Here is an 18,167-nt window from a genome sequence, read left to right on the forward strand (position 1 = left end):
ATCATAACAACTACCATTTACGGAAATACTGCTTGCTTGTGAAATAGATGCCGAATCTTGTACCGTCCGGCCTTACCAGATGATAATCCCCGTTGCGCTTTTTCTGCGGCCGCAGCGGCACAACCGTCAAATCGGGCTCCAGCCCAAGAATCAGTCCCCGCTCCATATCTCGGCTTGCGATAATAATATCCTTCTTGACAGAAACCGGTGTAACTGACGGATAATAACGATTTTGACCAACCGCCCGCATAACTCCTGCCATTGCCCAATCACTGCTGGTCGCATTGCGCACATGGTTTAAAAATGAAACGCCTACTTGAACCATTTGCGGCTCAGCCCCAAACAAATAAACGGGATACTTTCCATTTATTTTATGTTCTTTCTTTCCCAGCGCGATAATTTGCTCCGCAATATAGCGATCCGCCTGACTTACATTTTTATAATCAACAATCTCCGCTACATTCACAACGGTGAAAATAAATGTCAGGCTGGCGATCAGCATACCGTATACAGCCCGTCCCACTCTCTTTCTAACTATCAGCAACAGCAAACCGTCCACAAGAAGCGCAAGCCCTATGAAAGACGGAAATACATTGCGCAACGCCAGTCCGCTTTTATCAAGAATAAAGAACGGGGAAAGCGGTACAACTGCTATGATAATTCCGAGCAGAATCTCCACGCCCGGTCGGCGCAACCTGCTTTCCTTGTCTGCCATCCGGAAGGCCAGCCAGCCGATAGTCAGCGCCACGATTGTAATCAAGAATAAGTAAAGATAGGAATGATTCTTCAACAAAAGAGACAGGCCACGTCCAAAACCGATACTGTAAAATTTAGTGTGCAACAATACGACAATATCATAAAATTCATGAAACACACCACCCGTATGAACAAGCAACCTTTCCCATGGAACAAGCTGTCCCCGTTCGGCGGTATTGCCCCCTTCTTTAAATACCACATAATAAATTCCAATAAATCCGACATTTAAAATAGGTAGCCAAAGCAAACGCCATCTTTGTTTCCAGAGCATAATCAGAAAAGAACAAGCCGCGCCAAGCGCAATAATTTGCTCATAAAAACCAAAAGACAAAAGCTGAACAATTACAAAACCTGCAACATATCCTATTTTTTTCTTCTGTTCAAAGCTCAGCACAAGCAAATAAAGCGAAAGAAGCATCAAGAAAAGCCCCACGACCAACCGTGATGAAGCGGACAGCCAGTATGTCGCTTCGCTGCCCAAAGGAAGAAGGCCGAAGATAATGGCTACCGCCGTTCCCAACGGCAAACCTAGCCTGTCGAAAATGCGATAAAGTAAGTAGCAACTGGCCGTATGTAAAGCCGTAATAATCACAAGCGCCCCGGCAAGATTCGGCCAGAACTTACCCCATACGAACAAATCAAACAATGAAGCGAGCGGTCGTGTATGATAGCTGTAATTTAGAAAAATTTGCCGAAACGGGTCGTCATAAAGCTGAAACGCCCCATATTGAATCCAGTCATCTAGCACGGGATAATAGCGAAACTTTTCATATCCGTATTTTAATGCCATAGCTGCACCAAACAAAAACCAAAACCATGGCAAAAGCTGTAGTTTTTTCTTCTCGCCCAATGATTTTACTCCTTCCTTCGTTAGTCCTGTTCCTATCTCGAAAAAAAGAAGACAGGTCTCCGCCTGTCTTCCTTTTCTCTATCGTTCTGATAGCCGGGCACGTTGCCGTTTTGCCACATTGCGGTAAATCTCCCTAACCGTAAACTCGCCCCGCATAAAGTAATAAATGCTAAGCGGGAGCAAAGCCGCATACTGAACCAAGTGAAGCAGCACGGACAAAATTGCCCTTTGAAACGCGTGCACATCAAACAAAGATAACGAATAGATGCAAGCATACTGAAATACCCCGATACCTCCCGGCGCGGACGGGATCAGCATAATCAAGTTCGTCAGCACAATGACGACCAGGCTCGCTACCCAGGCTTTGCTGCCGTAAATCCCAACCGCCATTAATCCGAATACGGTCGATAAGTATACGCATCCCCAAGAACAGACAAGATAACACAACGCACGCACAATCACAAGCGGTGATTTAAAAACCGCAAGGCTATCGAGAAAATGAAACAATCTGCGTGCTACCGCTGGCGTTTTTTCTGATGCCAGCACACGCGGACGCAAACGCAACGCAAGCAATAGCAGCAGCCCCCCTGCTACCATCGCTGCAAGCATCAGGTTGCGAATAAGCTGTAGTTTCGCTTCTACCACAGGCTCAAACGGGACAAAAAATGCGACGCTGACCGCAAGCACAATCAAAATAAATACGTCCAACAAACGTTCTAGCACAAGGTTTACGCCCACTGATGCGTAATCTCTTCTCATCTGTCCGATTGTCATAACGCGGATCGCTTCCCCCATCCGAAATGGGAGCAGCATGTTCGAACCGTTGCCCATGCATACTGACGCAAACATTTTCCTGACAGGGATGTCCGGCGCAAACCCTCTTGTCCAGGATAATGCGCGAAACCACTGGCTCGCTGCAAAAGCGAATACCGCAAGCAACACATAGAAATAATCAACCGGGTAACGCAGCAAGCGAGCAATATTTACATTTCCAAGATTGCGATAGGCTAAAAACAGAAACAGACACGTAATGGCAATACCAACAGCAAGCTGTATGTACTTACCCCTCATGTCGCACTTCCTTTAGCTTATTGTAAACGCCATTCCAATCATTTGTTCGCACCTGCAAGGCATCCCGAAACATCTTCCATGAATCTCTGATAATGTGTACTTTCGAATCAACGGAATGACGCAGATTTACAGGAATCCTCTCGATATGATACCCATACTTGCGAGCTAAAAATAACATCTCAAAATCAAAGCCGAAGCCCTGAATAGTCAACTGCGGAAAAATTACGCGTGTCGCCGCCTTGGTAAATCCTTTGAATCCGCACTGGGTATCCGGGATGTCCAAATGTAATACCGCGTTAATAAACCGTGAAAATACGGCGGAAGCAATTTTTCGCGACAACGGATATGGAACGTCTGACTGTTCCTGGTACAAGTCACGTCCACCGATAACAAGATCCGCTTTTTTAGCATAAAATACATGAAGCGCTTTTGTAATGCTTTCCAACGGATACGGCAAGTCAGCGTCCATAAAGAATATATACTTCCCCTTTGCAAGCAGCATACCGTGCTTCAAAGCCATTCCCTTGCCCATATTTTTCTTCAGCGATACAACCTGAAGACAAGGGTGACCCAATGCTTCTACAACGGCTACTGTTCCGTCAGTGCTGCCGTCGTCTACAACAAGCACCTCATAGCTTGCAAAGTGATTGTCCATAAAAGGCATGACCGCCTCAAGCGTATGTTTGATTCTTTTTTCTTCATTGTATGCCGGAATGACAAGCGATAGTTCCATTTCCGAACACGTCCTTTTTCTTGGCAATCCAGGAGATTTCGCCTCTCCCACATAGATTATAATTATACCCAAAAACATAAAACCTGTATATGGTGTCGATGAAATTTTCCTGCAATTGGACAAAAACCTTTCAATATTCAGCACCACCTTCTATTCCAGCAAGCAATAAAATGCCCATAAAATAATGCCTTGTCCGTTCCAAGCCGGAGAAGGCAACATATAAAAAAAAGAAGGTATTTCAACTTTCTCTTTCAACCTTCTCTTACATATTATACCTTTTGTTTTTTTATTACGGGAGTATATTATATTCCCGGAAATATAAGAAACGAGGACAGCCACGCGCTTAAACGCTGCATCTGCCCAGTATAGATAAGTACGCCCATAGCAATGAGCGCCCAACCGCTCACGTTCTTAATCACCGGCATCCATCGATTAAGCCGACGAATCGCTCTAACAGAGTACAACATAATAAAAGAAATAATAAAGAATGGAATGGCAAGTCCCAAGGAGTAGATGCTAAGCAAAAAAATGCCTGTGTTTACAGTTTCCGTATTGCTAGCCAGAAGCAAAATTGAAGAAAGCGCCAGACCAACACACGGTGTCCAGCCAGCAGCAAACGCCATGCCGAGAAGCAGGGAAGAAAACCATTTGCCAGCCTGAATGCGCAACATATCAAATCGCTTTTCACGCGCCAAAAACCGTAATTTCAACCATCCGATCGTCTGAAACCCAAAAATAACAATCAAAATGCCACTCAACTGCTCAAGCAATTCACGATTTGAACGAAGAAACTGACCGAGGTAGCTGGCTGTTGCCCCAAATAAAACAAAAATGATCGAAAATCCGATAACAAATGCAAAAGAGCGAATAAACAATGTACTGCGCCGAATCACCAACCGATCGTCCTGCACCATCCCTCCGGTCAAGTGTGTCACATAAGCCGGAATCAATGGAAATACGCATGGCGAAAAAAATGAAATCAAGCCCGCAAACCACGCAAATGATACCGATATGGATTGCTCCATACGATCACCTCACTAAGCATTGTCGCACACTCGTCATCGCAAAGGCAACTCGTCCCTATGTAGGCAAAATATCAAGCCTTCGCAAAAGTTTCCTAATAAGCCCCGAGCGCTCCTCCGCCACCAACGCTTTTCTTTCTTTTTCTCCTTTAAAAAAGATCCCTTCGTCATTCACCGCCGCAATTTTATTGGTGTTTACCAAAAAGGCGCGGTGACTAAAAACAAAACCGTGATTGCGCAAATATTCTTCATACACCTTCAAAGGAATATATTTTGCTTCAATCGTATCATGGACAATATGAACCTTGACACCTCTGGAACAAGACTCGAAAAACAAAATGTCATCCGGAACAACCTGGATAATCTTATCATTGATAATCGGCACATACATGCCCCCCACTCTGATGAAGCGTTGATACTCGATATGCAATCGGATTTTGCGCAACGCTTCCTCAACACGCGGCGGCAAATATGGTTTCTCGATTACGTCGATAATATCCAAATGATATGTATCGCTGGCCAGCGGTTTCATGCCTGTGATCAACACGGCGGGAATGTGTTTGCCACGCATTTTCAAAATCCCATATGCTTCCAGTCCGTTCATATCCGGTAAGTCAATATCAAGAAAAATGGCGGTGATATCATTTTTTTCCAGCACAGCAGAAATCATCGCTTCCCCTGTGTTTACTACGTCCACGTGGTCAATATATTCCAGTGTTTTTAAATGATCGACAAGCGTTTGCGCCTGAAATTTGTTGTCTTCACATACTAAAATATTCATGATATCACCACCTTATCCTTGTATGAGTCCATTCCTTTAGCGCAGTTCCTCCGGTGCTTCCGGAACATAAACCGCTAACATACACATCGAGGTTACCATTAAGGTTGCAAGTCCCGTAAAAAAGGCAGCTACCGAATACAGAGCTTTTCGCATCATCGCGACTCACCCCCTTTCCCAAACAACCGATTCAAACTATGCACCAAACGCACACCGTACGGAGTTACGGATAATGCTTGTAACATTAAACCGATGGCGAACGGACGGCTGCTTTCAAAAAAGGAAAAAATGAACCCAAGTCCAAGCCAGATTCTGGCCAGCACCTTAAATTTGTCTTTATGCTTCAGGGGACGGGTCGACTGGTATGGCTCAAGGTAATAAGAATACACTTCAATGAGCCATAAAGACAGCACACAAAGCAGCAAGCCTGTCCATAATGACACCGGAATATAGCTGCTGCCAACTAAAATCGTAACCGAGACAAGCGTACAACCGAGGCCGCTTTCTACATGCGCACCTCCGGTCAAAAGTCTAAGACCGCTAAACCCCAAAACGAGAAACAAAACGTCTCTGCTTTGTCCTGTCACTATCGCGACGCCAGCCAGCACCAGCATAGTCACCAATGTATGGAGGAACCCTTCGATGCCAAATTGCAGCACAGCCACAGAAGCCGGATGGCCGCTCTTGTCTTTAAGATATACAGCGAGTCTATGGGCAAGTTTTCTCATAATGCATCCCCCTGAAACGTAACGATGATGGTAGACTTGGAGGTATCCGGATCATACTGAAGCGCCAATGTACCCGCATTCATCTTCAATTGTTTGACGATGGCGACTGGCATCGCCTGTACATGCTTCGTTTTCAACGTAAATGTTGTCGTTCCACCGATGACGCTATGTATTTGAAAGTGAATGAATTTATCAGCGCTGGGCTTGTCTTTCAGCACAGCAATGATCTCATCGAAAATCATGTTCAAAATCCGGTTCAACTGATAGCCAGAAATCGATTCAGGAGTGAAATAATGGCCGATGCACTCTACTGTTAAACTTACGCCATACGATTGACAAACGTGCCGCTCCTTCCCTAAAAAAGCGGCCAGCATCGGTTCATGAATCTCGATCGATGCCTGCATGAAATTTCGTTCTTGCAGCAGGTGATCGAGATACTGGACCAGCATGTGAACATTCTGACAGCTAGCCATATGGCGTAACGTTTGAGTTTGTGAATAGAAGTCACGGTTGATTTGTTTGATTTCCTCTGTATAACTATGTAAATTTTCTAAATATAACCTTTCTTCTTCCATTTTCATCTGTTTTTGCATGACTTGAATGTTGCGCACCAGCAAAAACATCAATAAAAATAAACTAAACGTACCAAGCACAATCCAAATATTATAGTGAAAATTGTAATCAGATACCGTGATTGTCGTAATCGTCTGTACGACAATAATCATACCAACTAACGAATAGCAGGCAATTAATATGTTAATCTGGCGGCCAACTTTAGAAAAACTATCCTGAACCAGGCTAACTCCCCACTGTTTTTTATAAACGAGCCAAGCCGCCCCAAGCATCAATAATGCATTGGCCAATATAATGGGAATCTGATAAATAATTGAATTTATAGCTTTACTAAATAAAAGATTTGTCAGCAAAGATATGACAAAAAAAGCAGCAGTCGTCATCAACATGTTCGTGATATACATCATAGAGATAATAATGATCCCGTTTAATAACCGGAAACGAAAAATTAAAATAAAAAGAGCATAAAAAACTACCATAGTGAGCAGAACAGCATACGAAATGTCAAGATACATTCGAATGATGCGCGAAAAAATCGCTACCAATACACTGACCAATATAACTTCTTTTATTTTTTCTTTAACCTCATAACGAAAAAGGCACAAAAAGAAAATAAGAGTTGTAGCTTCTTCAATGATAGAAAAAAGGATACCTATAACTAATTGCACGATCATACGCTGTCATGAAGTTAGGTGCAGTAACTCCGGCTCCCTCCTTTCTATACTAGTATAGCAAACGTATGAAATAAATAGAAAGTGACAATTTGCAAACGCTTTATTCCTTTTCCCATTCTCTTTCTACCATCCACAGTCGAAACCTCAAAGACAATTAATATAACAAAACAGAAGAATAAGACTAATGTCTCTATCTTTTCATTATGAATAGGAATTCACACATTATGAATACGTATTTATAATTCAAAAGCGATAATATAAACATATTTTCCAAAAAATATCAATAGTAATTCATTCATAATGAACCATTGTTCACGATATTTTGCGTAGACCAGAAGGGGATAGACAAGTAGGAAAGTAGTAGCTTACACTGTAGAGAGACGAAAAATTTCCAATTGAGTAGTTATCTGGATATAATTGATACATCTCTTTGGCGGCAAAAACGAAAGCGTACTGGACGATGGCGTCGGACTTTCAACATCCAAAGTCTAAAACAGCCCCAAAATAGAATGAAGTTGTCCAGAAAGGAACTTTAATCATGGGTACCAACGACAAGAAACAAGCAGAGATTTCTCATAAAATAGAGATAAAAAGGAATAAGATGATTTCGGTAGCAGCTTATAACAACTTAAATTTATTGCATCCAGATGTTCTAAAAATAAGCCAGGAGCTAGATGTCTTATTAGTGACCTTATTGAAAAAACAAATCGGAAAACAACATAAGCGAAATTCATTCTAATACAGCACCTGTATACTTGCTTCATTGATTTAGGAACTCTCTCCACTAAAGCGGAGAGAGCATTGCATTTTTTACCAAATAAAAATCTCCCTCCACTTGTAGAAGGGAGGGGTAAAGGGTTTGTTTTTTCACGTGCTCGCTACCCCGCACCAGTGCATAATAGTATGCGCCATAATTTCCGCACATTCGATAACCCGATCCAATTCGATGTACTCATTTGGGTAGTGGGCCATGCTGGTTACTCCAGGCCCGAAGACGATAGCCGGCGTCTCGCCTACTTTCGTCAGCAACCCGCCGTCCGTTCCCCACGGGGATGCTTCAATAATCGGTTCTTCTCCTAGCACAGTACGGTACGAATGGATTAAGTGATTCATCAGTTCATGGTCTATGTCAATCTTGCCCGGTACCCACTGTGCGCCAAACCATTCCAGCTGTGGCGGATGCTGCTTAAGCCACTCGTCGTCAATCGCCGCCAACGCTTCTACCATTGCACGCTTCGCATCTTCCATTTCCTCATCCGGGGCAACACCCATACGCCCTTGTAACTCCACCAGATCAGGAACGGAGGAAGGCCACTCGCCACCTTGGATCGTTCCGATATTAATTGGAATCGGAATGGGAATGTTTTTATACAACGGGTCAGTAATTTTTTCGTTGCGTTCTTTCTCTAGCTTGCGGACGGCATCTACGACAATCATCGCTTTTTCGATTGCACTTACTCCTTCGTAACGTGTACCGCCATGTGCAGAACGGCCTTTCACTTTAATTTTGAACCACATGGAGCCTTGCTGTTTCGGGAAAATCTTCATTTGGGTCGGCTCTGGAATGAGCGCGGCGTCTGCCGTATAGCCACGCAATACGGTAGATAGTGTGCCGGAGCCCCCGCTTTCTTCTTCAATCACACTTTGGAAAATAATATCGCCTTTTAGTTTAATACCTAGCTCTTTTAAACATTCAATGGCAAACAGCATGGCAATATTGCCACCTTTCATATCCGTAACGCCGCGCCCGTACATTTTACCATCTTTAACTTTACCGCTGAAGGGATCATCCTCCCACTGATCCAAGTCACCGGCCGGCACAACATCAATATGGCCGTTCAGAATAAGGGATTTGCCACCGCCTTCGCCCCGCCAGATCCCCACTACATTCGGGCTTCCTTCAAATGAAGTCCGCGGCGAACAAAAATATGGATGCTTCACCAATTCCTCGCCGGCCGGTTCCCAGACGTCCACTTCAAGTCCTAACGATGCCAGCTTATCGGCGATAAGCTTCTGCGCCTCGGCTTCTCTGCCCTGTACACTCGGTGCCTGCACAACCTGCGCCAAAAAATCAATCGCTTCCTGCCGGTGTTCCTGCATCCAACGCTTAATTTTCTCCTGAATCATGACTTGGCCCCCTCCCATATTATTTAAAGACTGGAATCTGGCTGCTTTCCTTGAAGTGAAGCGGCGCGCCTGTACTTTCGATTACTTGCTCCACCGTGTACGGATACAGCACTTCCTTCAAATGCAGTTCCCCATTTACCACTTCAATTACCGCGCGCTCCGTAATGATCATATCCACGCATTCCGGAGCGGTCAAAGGCAACGTACACTGCCGGAGAATTTTCGGTTCACCCGCTTTGTTAGTGTGATTCATCAGCACAATCACTTTTTTCGATTTTTGTGCCAATTCAATGGCACCACCCATGCCGGGTACCCGCTTACCAGGAACAATCCAGTTGGCCAAATCGCCTTTTTCGCTTACTTCAAGTGCGCCGAGAATTGTAATATCCAGATAGCCGCGACGAATCATGCCAAAGGCGACCGTACTGTCAAAATATGAAGCGCCTGGCACGATTGTAATCGGAAATCCACCGGCATTGCACAAATTTTCATCTTCTTCTCCTCTGGCTGGCGAAGGGCCCGTACCCAGAATCCCGTTTTCCGCGTGAAACATGACTTGCCACTCCGGTGGGATATAGTCCGCAACCAGCGTTGGAATGCCTATGCCCAAATTCACCAGCATCCCCGGTCGGATTTCCTTCGCCGCGCGGCGCGCGATAAGATGTCGCTGTTCTACTCCCACGCCCATTTCCAGTTCACCCCTTCGCTTTTTACAATGTAGTCAACATACACCCCAGGCGTAACAATGCATTCTGGGTCAAGCTCGCCGAGCGGCACAATTTCTTCAACCTCTGCGATAGTAATGTCTGCCGCCATTGCCACCAGCGGGTTAAAGTTGCGTGCGCTCTTGTCGTATACAAGATTGCCGTACTCGTCGGCTTTCAGCGCATATACGATTCCCACCTTTGCCGTAAGCGCCGGCTCGACCATATACGTTTTGCCTTCCACTTTAATTTTTTGTTTGCCGTCTTCTACGATCGTACCAAGACCGACATCAACCAGAATACCGCCGAGCCCCATGCCGCCTGCACGAATTTTTTCCGCCAGCGTCCCCTGCGGATAGAAAGTCACTTTCATCTTTCCTTCTGTCATCAGGCGCCCGGCGTTCGGGTTGGAACCGATATGCGAAGTAATCAAGCTGCGGACGCGACCAGCCGTAACCAGACGGCCGATCCCGACATCAGGAAATCCCGTATCATTGCCGATCAAATCTAGGTTGCTCACACCTTTTTTTAAGATGCCATCAATGAGGGTTGGCGGACTGCCTATACCACCAAATCCCCCATACATAAGCGTAATGCCATCTGTTATATGTGTCAGCGCTTCTTCTAGGGAAACAACTTTCGATAATGTCTGCTGCACTTCCCCTCTCCCCTTTCTATACGCTTTCTTTGGAAGCGAGCTGCCCTTCTTGTTCAAGCTCCAGCGCAAGCTCACCAAGCGACCGATCAAGAATAAAAAGCAACTCATTGATCTCTTCTTCCGTGATAACGAATGGTGGCGCAACCAGAATTGCATCTCCCGCTTGCCCGTCAATGCCGCCGGACGCGCTGTATATGAGCAAACCGTTATTCATCGCTTTTTCAATTAACCGCTCTGTCACGCGAAGATGGAACGGGAACGGCTCTTTCGTCGTGCGATCTTTTACAAACTCCATACCGCAAAGCAATCCCTTGCCGCGGACATCGCCGATAATCTCGTATTTTTGCATAAGCGCTTGCAAGCCTGCGATTAATTGCTGACCGCGCTCTTCTACTTTTCCAATTAACCGATGATCTTCAATGTATTTCATGACCGCAAGCGAAACAGCGGCCGATTGTGGATTGGCACTAAACGTATGACCGGACATAATCGATTTTGAACCAGCGGCGATAACATCAATAATCCGCTTGCTCGCGATGGTGGCTGCCATCGGTGTATAGCCCGCGCTCATTCCTTTTCCAAGCGCCATCAAATCGGGAACCACTCCCCAATGGTCAATGCCGAACGGTTTACCGGTTCTACCATTTCCGGTCATCACTTCATCAGCAATAAATAAAATCTCGTAGCGCTCACAAATTTCTTTAATTCGTTGATAATAGTATGGCGGCGGAGTCACTGCACCAGCAGAGGCACCGATGATCGGCTCTGCGATAAATGCCGCAATATTGTCCGCCCCAATGCGATGAATGGCCTGCTCCAACTGATTTGCGCAAAGCAAATCGCAGCTCGGATACGTGCTGCCAAACGGACAACGATAGCAATAAGGCGGCTCTACTGATGGAAACTCCTCCAGCAAAGGAATAAAGCGCTTTCTTCTCAGGATATGCCCGGACATAGATAAAGCACCAAGCGTAATACCGTGATAGCTCATCCAGCGGGACAAAATTTTATTTTTCCCCGTACGGCCCTGTTCCTGCCAATATTGAATAGCGATTTTCATCGCTGTCTCCGTCGCCTCTGATCCGCTATTAACAAAAAACACATAATCTAAATCACCCGGTGCCCAACTGGCAAGCTTGGTTGCAAGTTCTTCCGCCGCGTCGCTTGTAAACTGTGAGCGATACGTGAATGACACTTTTTGGGCCTGCTCTTTCATTGCATCAATGACCGATTGTACACCGTGTCCAATGTTAGCGGTAATCGCGCCTGAACATCCATCAATGTATGCTTTCCCTTCGGTATCATATAAATAAACTCCGCGTCCATGGGAAACAGTGGGATATTCTTTGTCTAGCAACGGCTTAATGACATGACTTTTTATTTTCACGCGCATCTCCCTCTTTTCATTGCTTCGCTGCCTTTATCATATCAAGCTAGTTGGAAAAAAAATATTCTCACTATTACATAAATTTGTAGTATATTTTTTATACACCATGTATAAAGAGAGGAACGAAGTATGTCCATTACACTAAAAGAAGCGTTACAATTACCTGATATCCAACAAATCAAGCTCGTAGGAGGGCACGGCGGCCTGCACAGAATTATCAAATGGGTAACAATTGTGGAAATCATTGAGGATGTGACACGACTGCAGGAAGGGGAATTTCTGATTACGACCGGATATGGTCTGGACACAGAGGCGAACCGAAAAGACTTTATCGCTCGGCTCGCGCGGCAAAACTTATCAGCAGTCGCTATTCATACCGGGTTCTATATGAAACAGATTCCGCCTGAGTTTATTGCTGCAGCGAACGCGTATGATTTACCGTTGTTCGAGATTCCACGCCATATGAACTTTTCCGAAGTAACCAAGGCACTGCTCGGCCATATTGTAAACCGTCAGCTTCAGCTCATGCAGGATACACAGCAAATCCATCGGGAACTAACACTGCTCGCGCTCAATAATAAAGGCCTGGCGCCCCTTGCCCATACGCTTGCCGCTCATCTGCAAGCCGATGTAGAAGTATACGATGCGAATGGCAAGTGGCTGGAAGGAAGCGGGCAAACGACAGAAGCAATCTCTCCCGCTGAGCTTGTCGAAGCTCTCGGACCCAAAAAAACAAGCAGCTCCATTCTGCTTGCAGAAAATGAATGGCTTCATCCGATTGCTACCGATCGTGAGCATTACGGATTTCTCTATATAAAAAAACGAGCTCCGCTTACGGAAATGGACCGTCTCATCGTGGAACAAGCCTCCATGGTATGCGCCATTGAATTTTTAAAACAAAAAGCGGTCGACGAAGCTCTGCTCCGCCTGCAAGAAAACGTGTTGGACGAACTGCTGGAAAGCAGGGAGCAGGATGAAACGAAACTGCAAAAACTGGCCCAGCGCCTCGGTTACAGGCTGGAAGGAACAATGGCGGTTATGCAGCTTGCCTCCCCGTCTACCGAGAGTATACGGCCTTTCATTCAGCGATGGGTACAAAAGCAAAACAAACCCGTATTGATGAGAGAAAAGCAGAAGACCATTACCCTGCTTATGACCATTCAACAAGAAAAAGAAATAATAAGGGCCGCGCAATCCCTACAGCAGGAAGCGCTATCGTTTCTCCCGCCCGGCGCTCTCTATATCGGCCTAAGCGAACCGTTCCATGGTTTAAGCCAAATCGCAGACCAAGCGCGCTTAGCGCGCTTAGCGTTGCAGGTCGCTATCGCTGCCGGCGAACCGCTGCTTTCCTACGACAAAATCGGGGCCTATGCCCCGCTTCTGCAAATGCAGGAAGCGGGAATTTCGCTGGAACAATTATATCGACCGCTGCTTGATCCGCTGATTGAATACGATCAAAAACATGGTTCAAGTCTAATCGATACGCTTGAATGTTATCTGCAAAACAATTCGAATATCAAAAACACAGCGGCGGCATTGTTCATCCATCGCCACACGCTGAAATACCGTCTAGAGCAAATCGCAGAAAAAACGGGCAAGGAGCTGCAAAACGCGCACGTTCTCACCCAGCTGCATCTTGCGCTCATGGCCTACCGTCTTGACCATGCGGCGCTTTCCGTACTGTAAATGCACTATTTTGCTGAAAGATTTTTTACCCAAAGATTCATATCTTCAAATTTATCGAAGATGTTGCAATTTTTGGTCATGCGGCCCGTATACTCATAACCAAGCTGATGAAATACAGCGTTCATGCCAAAGGACAGCGAGCGAGCCAGCGAATATGCGCAGTACATGTGACGGCGGCGCAGTTCCTTCTCAAGCGCGGAAATCAAATGACGCATCAATCCGTGTTTACGGTGTTCGGGATAAGTAGCGCAGTCTGTCATTTCCGCGTTATTGTAAGTTGCGTTGATTTCGGCGGAAGCGGCACTAACAATTTTACCTTCTTTTTCTACTATATAGAAAATAGTGCCTTCTAGCATGACTTTTTTGATATAGGAAACGTCATTCATTGGGGTCGGGTATGTCTGGAACACCGCACCGTACAAATTAGCTAATTGTTCCGCGTCTTCCGTCACCGCAAGGCGCAGCGAATATCCTAAAGCCAACGATTCATCGGATAGTTTACGTGGAAGCGCGAGCACCTGTCGAAGGATTGTATCCTCTTCCATCCAGTAATCGCTCGTGCGACGTTCATCCGTAAAATACATGGCCATGCTGTACGCGTCATTGCCATTGAAATACTTTTTATACACACCTTCAAGCATATAGCCAAGACTTAAAAACGTCTGCCAGTCTTCTTGACGGGATTTGATGAATACTTTTGTGAATGAATGTTGCTCTACCAATTCAAGAATCCGCGAATGCATGGCGCGAACGTCACCACGATAATCGTCAACACGCAAGCGGGCATTAAACGGATCAAGGCAAACATCCATAATGAAGCGCTCATCTTTTTCCGTGCATGCATGATAATAAATATCGTTTTTTGTCGTCATAAATAAATCCTCCGTTCTCTTGGTATTTTTATAGTTTTAATATTGCAAATAATATTGCAAAAAATATGCCATAAGAACAGGAAAAACTTGCGGATTTTTCAAACGATACCTTTTGTTAAAAAGTATATACCGCCAACACGTTTCCCTAAATTTTTCAAGAAAAGGGTGATCTATGTGTCTGAACTTGCAGCAATCTGGTCAAATGAATTCGAATGGCTCCTTAGCATTATCAATGTAGGCGTCCATATGGTTGATAAAAAAGGAACAACTGTATTTTTCAATGAAACAATGGCGGAAATTGACGGTCTGGATCGGGAGGATGTTATCGGAAAGAGCGTGTTCGATCTTTTCCCGTCCCTTACGAACGAAAGCAGCACCCTTATCCGTGCCCTGCGTACCGGAAAAGAAACGGTCGATAAAGTACAAACCTATATGAACATGAAGGGCAAACAAATCACTTCGATTAACAGTACGTATCCATTGTTTAGAGACGGAGAAATCATCGGTGCCGTCGAACTCGCGGAAGATATTACACGCATCGTTCAACTCAACGATCAAGTGCTCGATTTGCGCCAGCAACTATATAAGAAAACAACACATAAAAAAAATTCGCGGAACGATACGCAATATCATTTCAGCGATCTTATTGGCCAAAGCCCTCTTTTCCAGCAAGCGCTTACGCGCGCCAAGCGGGCGGCCAGAACCCAATCCCCTGTGCTTATCTGTGGCCCGACGGGGACGGGAAAAGAGCTGATTGCCCAGAGTATCCATAACGCCAGCATCCGACGCGACAAACCGTTCATCGCACAGAACTGTGCTGCGGTACCGCGTGAACTGATGGAAGGACTGCTGTTCGGCACGACCAAAGGCGCCTTTACTGGAGCTATCGACCGGCCCGGAATTTTTGAACAGGCGGACGGTGGCACGCTCTTTCTTGATGAAATCAACAGCTTGGATATTATGCTACAGGCCAAATTACTGCGCGTACTTCAGGACGGACGTGTCCGGCGAGTCGGAGGCTCTACCGAGCAGGAGGTAAACGTACGCATTGTCGCGGCTATGAACATCGGGCCACAGGAAGCGCTGGCAAATAACATTCTTCGCTCAGATTTGTTCTTCCGACTCAATGTTGTCAACATTGAACTGCCGCCGCTGACCAAGCGTAAAGAAGATATCGAGTTGCTTATCCATCATTTTATAGAAAAATTTAATCAAACGTTTGCCATGAAAGTTACAGGCGTAAGCAACGAAGTAATGGAAACGTTCCTGCACTACTCCTGGCCGGGTAATATTCGTGAACTGCGTCACGCTATTGAATCGGCATTTAATATGCTAGAGGAAAACGAAGAAACAATCAGGCTGCATCATCTTCCGCCACAATTTACGGAGAAACCGCTTGACCTTGAGCCGGCTGCAACCATCGAACGAGCGGACGCTTTCCTGCCTTCCCACCCGATGCATTTGCCTAGCTATATGGAAACGATCGAACGCAATATCATCGATGATGCACTGCGCCGCTATAAAGGTAACGTAAGCAAAACAGCCGAAGCGCTCGGTATTAAACGCCAAGCATTGCAATACAAACTTAAAAAATTCAATTTATAGACAAAATTTTTGCAGCAAAAAATTCTGGAAGTGCCAGTTTTTTGGCACTCCATTTAAAAATTCCGGAGGGAGCATATCCCTCCTTTTTTCACGTAAACACCGCCAAATCAATATTTTTAGAAAATTTATTACTTTTGGCACACATCTTGCTGTATTTAAATAGCGACTAGAAAATTTCTGAGGAGGGTACAGCAGATGAGCTTGCTTGAAAAAGATTTAAATAAAGGACAACAACACACTCCGGCACCAGGCGAAGGGTGGCACCCGACTCCCGCTAAATGTCGCGATTACCGCGAAATCGAGCTTTGGAAAGATGTAACAGAAGAACAGTGGAATGATTGGCTCTGGCAGCTTACTCATACAATCAAAACGGTCGATGACTTGAAAAAAGTAATCAATCTAACACCGGAAGAAGAAGAAGGTGTACGCATTTCTACGCAAACCATTCCGTTAAACATCACGCCGTATTATGCATCGTTAATGAATCCGGATGATCCGCGGTGTCCGGTGCGCATGCAATCGGTTCCTATTTCGGCTGAAATCATGAAAACGAAATACGACCTGGAAGACCCGCTGCATGAAGACGAGGACTCTCCGGTTCCTGGTCTGACACACCGTTATCCTGACCGCGTACTGTTTCTCGTAACTAATCAGTGCTCCATGTACTGTCGCTACTGTACGCGGCGCCGTTTCTCCGGTCAAATCGGCATGGGAGTACCGAAAAAGCAATTGGATGCAGCTATTGAATATATCCGGAATACACCGGAAGTACGAGATGTTCTGATTTCCGGCGGCGACGGCTTATTGATTAACGATACGGTGCTCGAATACATTCTCAAAAATCTGCGCGCGATCCCGCATGTGGAGATTATTCGTATCGGTACCCGCGCCCCGGTCGTATTCCCGCAGCGGATTACAGAAAACTTGTGCAATATTCTGAAAAAATACCATCCGGTTTGGCTCAACACGCACTTTAACACGCCGCTGGAAATTACTCCAGAATCCAAGCGTGCGTGCGAAATGCTAGCCAACGCGGGTGTTCCGGTCGGCAACCAGGCCGTTATCCTTGCTGGTATTAACGATAGCGTACCGATCATGAAGAAACTTATGCACGAACTCGTAAAAATCCGCGTTCGTCCGTACTATATCTATCAATGTGACCTGTCCGAAGGTATCGGCCATTTCCGCACCCCGGTATCCAAAGGATTGGAAATTATCGAAGGCCTACGCGGCCATACGTCCGGTTACGCGGTTCCGACATTCGTAGTAGATGCACCGGGTGGCGGCGGAAAGATTGCGCTACAACCGAACTATCTCATTTCACAAAGCCCGGACAAAGTTGTACTCCGCAACTTCGAAGGTGTTATCACTTCCTATCCAGAGCCGAAGAACTACGTACCGGGACGTGCAGACGCATACTTCAACGAGTACTATGGCATTACGGAAGAAAAACAATCGGTAGGCATCACCGCCATCATGCGTGATGAAAAGTTCAACCTCGTTCCAGAAGGTCTGCAACGCATGGAAAAACGTGAGCAATACGAGCAGTCCGAAGACCATGCTTCCCTAAAAGACCGCCGGGCAAAACGCGACGAAATGAAGGCAAAAATGGCAAAAGCAAAAGAAAACAAATAAACAACGTGGGGGAACATCAATGAATTGTATATGGTGTGGAACCGAAGAAGCAAAAGAAGGCGTACAGGATTGTTACTGGGTAACACCTGATGGTAAAAAAACGGTGCAAATCCTGAACATTCCTTCCGTCGATTGCCCAAATTGCTACGACAAGTTCGTACCGGAAGACATCTCGCAAAAAATTGAAGACGCACTTTATCTAAACGACATTTCCCTTTTGGGAACGAAGTTTACGTATGAACAGTTGCTTGCAGCCCCGCGCATCAATCTGTTCAAAGCGAAATCGTAATCAATATTAACAAGAAAAA

Annotated in this window: 18 protein-coding genes; 5 read left to right on the forward strand and 13 right to left on the reverse strand. The window is 45.5% G+C overall.

Annotated features, from left to right (window positions below; genetic code table 11):
• Positions 1-10: 10 nt before the first annotated feature.
• The 8 genes from BLR88_RS13690 to BLR88_RS13720 all read right to left on the reverse strand — a co-directional run bounded on the left by BLR88_RS13690 (position 11) and on the right by BLR88_RS13720 (position 7,185).
• A complete protein-coding gene (locus BLR88_RS13690) occupies positions 11-1,606 on the reverse strand; it encodes a hypothetical protein (RefSeq protein WP_057899991.1) in 1,596 nt (531 codons plus the stop codon).
• A 78-nt stretch (positions 1,607-1,684) separates the two neighbouring features.
• Positions 1,685-2,677: a lysylphosphatidylglycerol synthase transmembrane domain-containing protein gene (locus BLR88_RS13695; protein ID WP_057899992.1), complete on the reverse strand. Its 993-nt coding sequence runs from the start codon at positions 2,675-2,677 to the stop codon at positions 1,685-1,687.
• The gene (locus BLR88_RS13700; protein WP_162265055.1) at positions 2,667-3,410 is read right to left on the reverse strand and encodes a dolichyl-phosphate beta-glucosyltransferase; all 744 of its coding nucleotides are present in this window, start codon (positions 3,408-3,410) and stop codon (positions 2,667-2,669) included. The genes BLR88_RS13695 and BLR88_RS13700 overlap by 11 nt, the downstream gene beginning before the upstream one ends.
• Positions 3,411-3,712: 302 nt before the next feature.
• On the reverse strand, positions 3,713-4,435 hold the full coding sequence (locus tag BLR88_RS13705; RefSeq protein WP_175493632.1) for a cytochrome c biogenesis CcdA family protein: 723 nt from the start codon (positions 4,433-4,435) through the stop codon (positions 3,713-3,715).
• 55 nt (positions 4,436-4,490) lie between these two features.
• Positions 4,491-5,213 carry a LytR/AlgR family response regulator transcription factor gene (locus tag BLR88_RS13710; RefSeq protein WP_057899994.1) on the reverse strand — a complete coding sequence of 241 codons (723 nt, stop codon included), beginning with the start codon at positions 5,211-5,213 and terminating at the stop codon, positions 4,491-4,493.
• A 36-nt stretch (positions 5,214-5,249) separates the two neighbouring features.
• The gene (locus BLR88_RS19105; protein ID WP_139184980.1) at positions 5,250-5,369 is read right to left on the reverse strand and encodes a cyclic lactone autoinducer peptide; all 120 of its coding nucleotides are present in this window, start codon (positions 5,367-5,369) and stop codon (positions 5,250-5,252) included.
• On the reverse strand, positions 5,366-5,938 hold the full coding sequence (locus BLR88_RS13715) for an accessory gene regulator ArgB-like protein (RefSeq protein ID WP_091260916.1): 573 nt from the start codon (positions 5,936-5,938) through the stop codon (positions 5,366-5,368). Before BLR88_RS13715 ends, BLR88_RS19105 begins: the two co-directional genes overlap by 4 nt.
• A complete protein-coding gene (locus BLR88_RS13720) occupies positions 5,935-7,185 on the reverse strand; it encodes a hypothetical protein (RefSeq protein WP_091260918.1) in 1,251 nt (416 codons plus the stop codon). Before BLR88_RS13720 ends, BLR88_RS13715 begins: the two co-directional genes overlap by 4 nt.
• A gap of 538 nt (positions 7,186-7,723) precedes the next feature.
• Here BLR88_RS13720 and BLR88_RS13725 point away from each other — a divergent pair.
• Complete coding sequence (locus tag BLR88_RS13725; RefSeq protein WP_057899997.1) at positions 7,724-7,924, forward strand: aspartyl-phosphate phosphatase Spo0E family protein; 201 nt, start codon at positions 7,724-7,726, stop codon at positions 7,922-7,924.
• Positions 7,925-8,052: 128 nt separating this feature from the next.
• Here the strand turns inward: BLR88_RS13725 and BLR88_RS13730 are convergent, their stop codons facing one another.
• From BLR88_RS13730 to BLR88_RS13745, 4 genes are read right to left on the reverse strand one after another with little or no spacing between them, the layout of a single operon-like run.
• The gene (locus tag BLR88_RS13730; RefSeq protein ID WP_057899998.1) at positions 8,053-9,330 is read right to left on the reverse strand and encodes a peptidase; all 1,278 of its coding nucleotides are present in this window, start codon (positions 9,328-9,330) and stop codon (positions 8,053-8,055) included.
• Between the two features lies 1 nt (position 9,331).
• Positions 9,332-10,000, reverse strand: coding sequence for a 3-oxoacid CoA-transferase subunit B (locus BLR88_RS13735; protein WP_091260919.1), 669 nt, complete (start codon positions 9,998-10,000; stop codon positions 9,332-9,334).
• Positions 9,985-10,674, reverse strand: a complete 690-nt coding sequence (locus BLR88_RS13740) for a CoA transferase subunit A (RefSeq protein ID WP_057900000.1) — start codon at positions 10,672-10,674, stop codon at positions 9,985-9,987. The genes BLR88_RS13735 and BLR88_RS13740 overlap by 16 nt, the downstream gene beginning before the upstream one ends.
• Positions 10,675-10,690: 16 nt before the next feature.
• Positions 10,691-12,061 (reverse strand): aspartate aminotransferase family protein, encoded by a 1,371-nt coding sequence (locus tag BLR88_RS13745; protein ID WP_236781916.1) that lies wholly within the window; start codon positions 12,059-12,061, stop codon positions 10,691-10,693.
• A 129-nt stretch (positions 12,062-12,190) separates the two neighbouring features.
• On the opposite strand from BLR88_RS13745, the gene BLR88_RS13750 reads away from it, so the two are divergent.
• Entirely contained in the window at positions 12,191-13,747 is a 1,557-nt protein-coding gene (locus BLR88_RS13750) for a PucR family transcriptional regulator (protein ID WP_057900002.1), read from the forward strand.
• Between the two features lie 5 nt (positions 13,748-13,752).
• Here BLR88_RS13750 and ablB read toward each other — a convergent pair whose 3' ends face one another.
• Positions 13,753-14,619 carry a putative beta-lysine N-acetyltransferase gene (gene ablB, locus BLR88_RS13755; protein ID WP_057900003.1) on the reverse strand — a complete coding sequence of 289 codons (867 nt, stop codon included), beginning with the start codon at positions 14,617-14,619 and terminating at the stop codon, positions 13,753-13,755.
• Between the two features lie 174 nt (positions 14,620-14,793).
• Here ablB and BLR88_RS13760 point away from each other — a divergent pair, with 174 nt between their 5' ends.
• The 3 genes from BLR88_RS13760 (at position 14,794) to BLR88_RS13770 (ending at position 18,148) form a co-directional block, all read left to right on the forward strand.
• Positions 14,794-16,224, forward strand: a complete 1,431-nt coding sequence (locus BLR88_RS13760) for a sigma-54 interaction domain-containing protein (RefSeq protein WP_057900004.1) — start codon at positions 14,794-14,796, stop codon at positions 16,222-16,224.
• A gap of 195 nt (positions 16,225-16,419) precedes the next feature.
• Positions 16,420-17,859: a lysine 2,3-aminomutase gene (kamA, locus tag BLR88_RS13765; RefSeq protein ID WP_082706118.1), complete on the forward strand. Its 1,440-nt coding sequence runs from the start codon at positions 16,420-16,422 to the stop codon at positions 17,857-17,859.
• A 19-nt stretch (positions 17,860-17,878) separates the two neighbouring features.
• Complete coding sequence (locus tag BLR88_RS13770) at positions 17,879-18,148, forward strand: YokU family protein (protein ID WP_057900005.1); 270 nt, start codon at positions 17,879-17,881, stop codon at positions 18,146-18,148.
• The last annotated feature ends 19 nt before the right edge of the window (positions 18,149-18,167 follow it).

The organism is Aneurinibacillus thermoaerophilus (genome assembly GCF_900099925.1).
Taxonomy (GTDB): Bacteria; Bacillota; Bacilli; order Aneurinibacillales; family Aneurinibacillaceae; genus Aneurinibacillus; species Aneurinibacillus thermoaerophilus.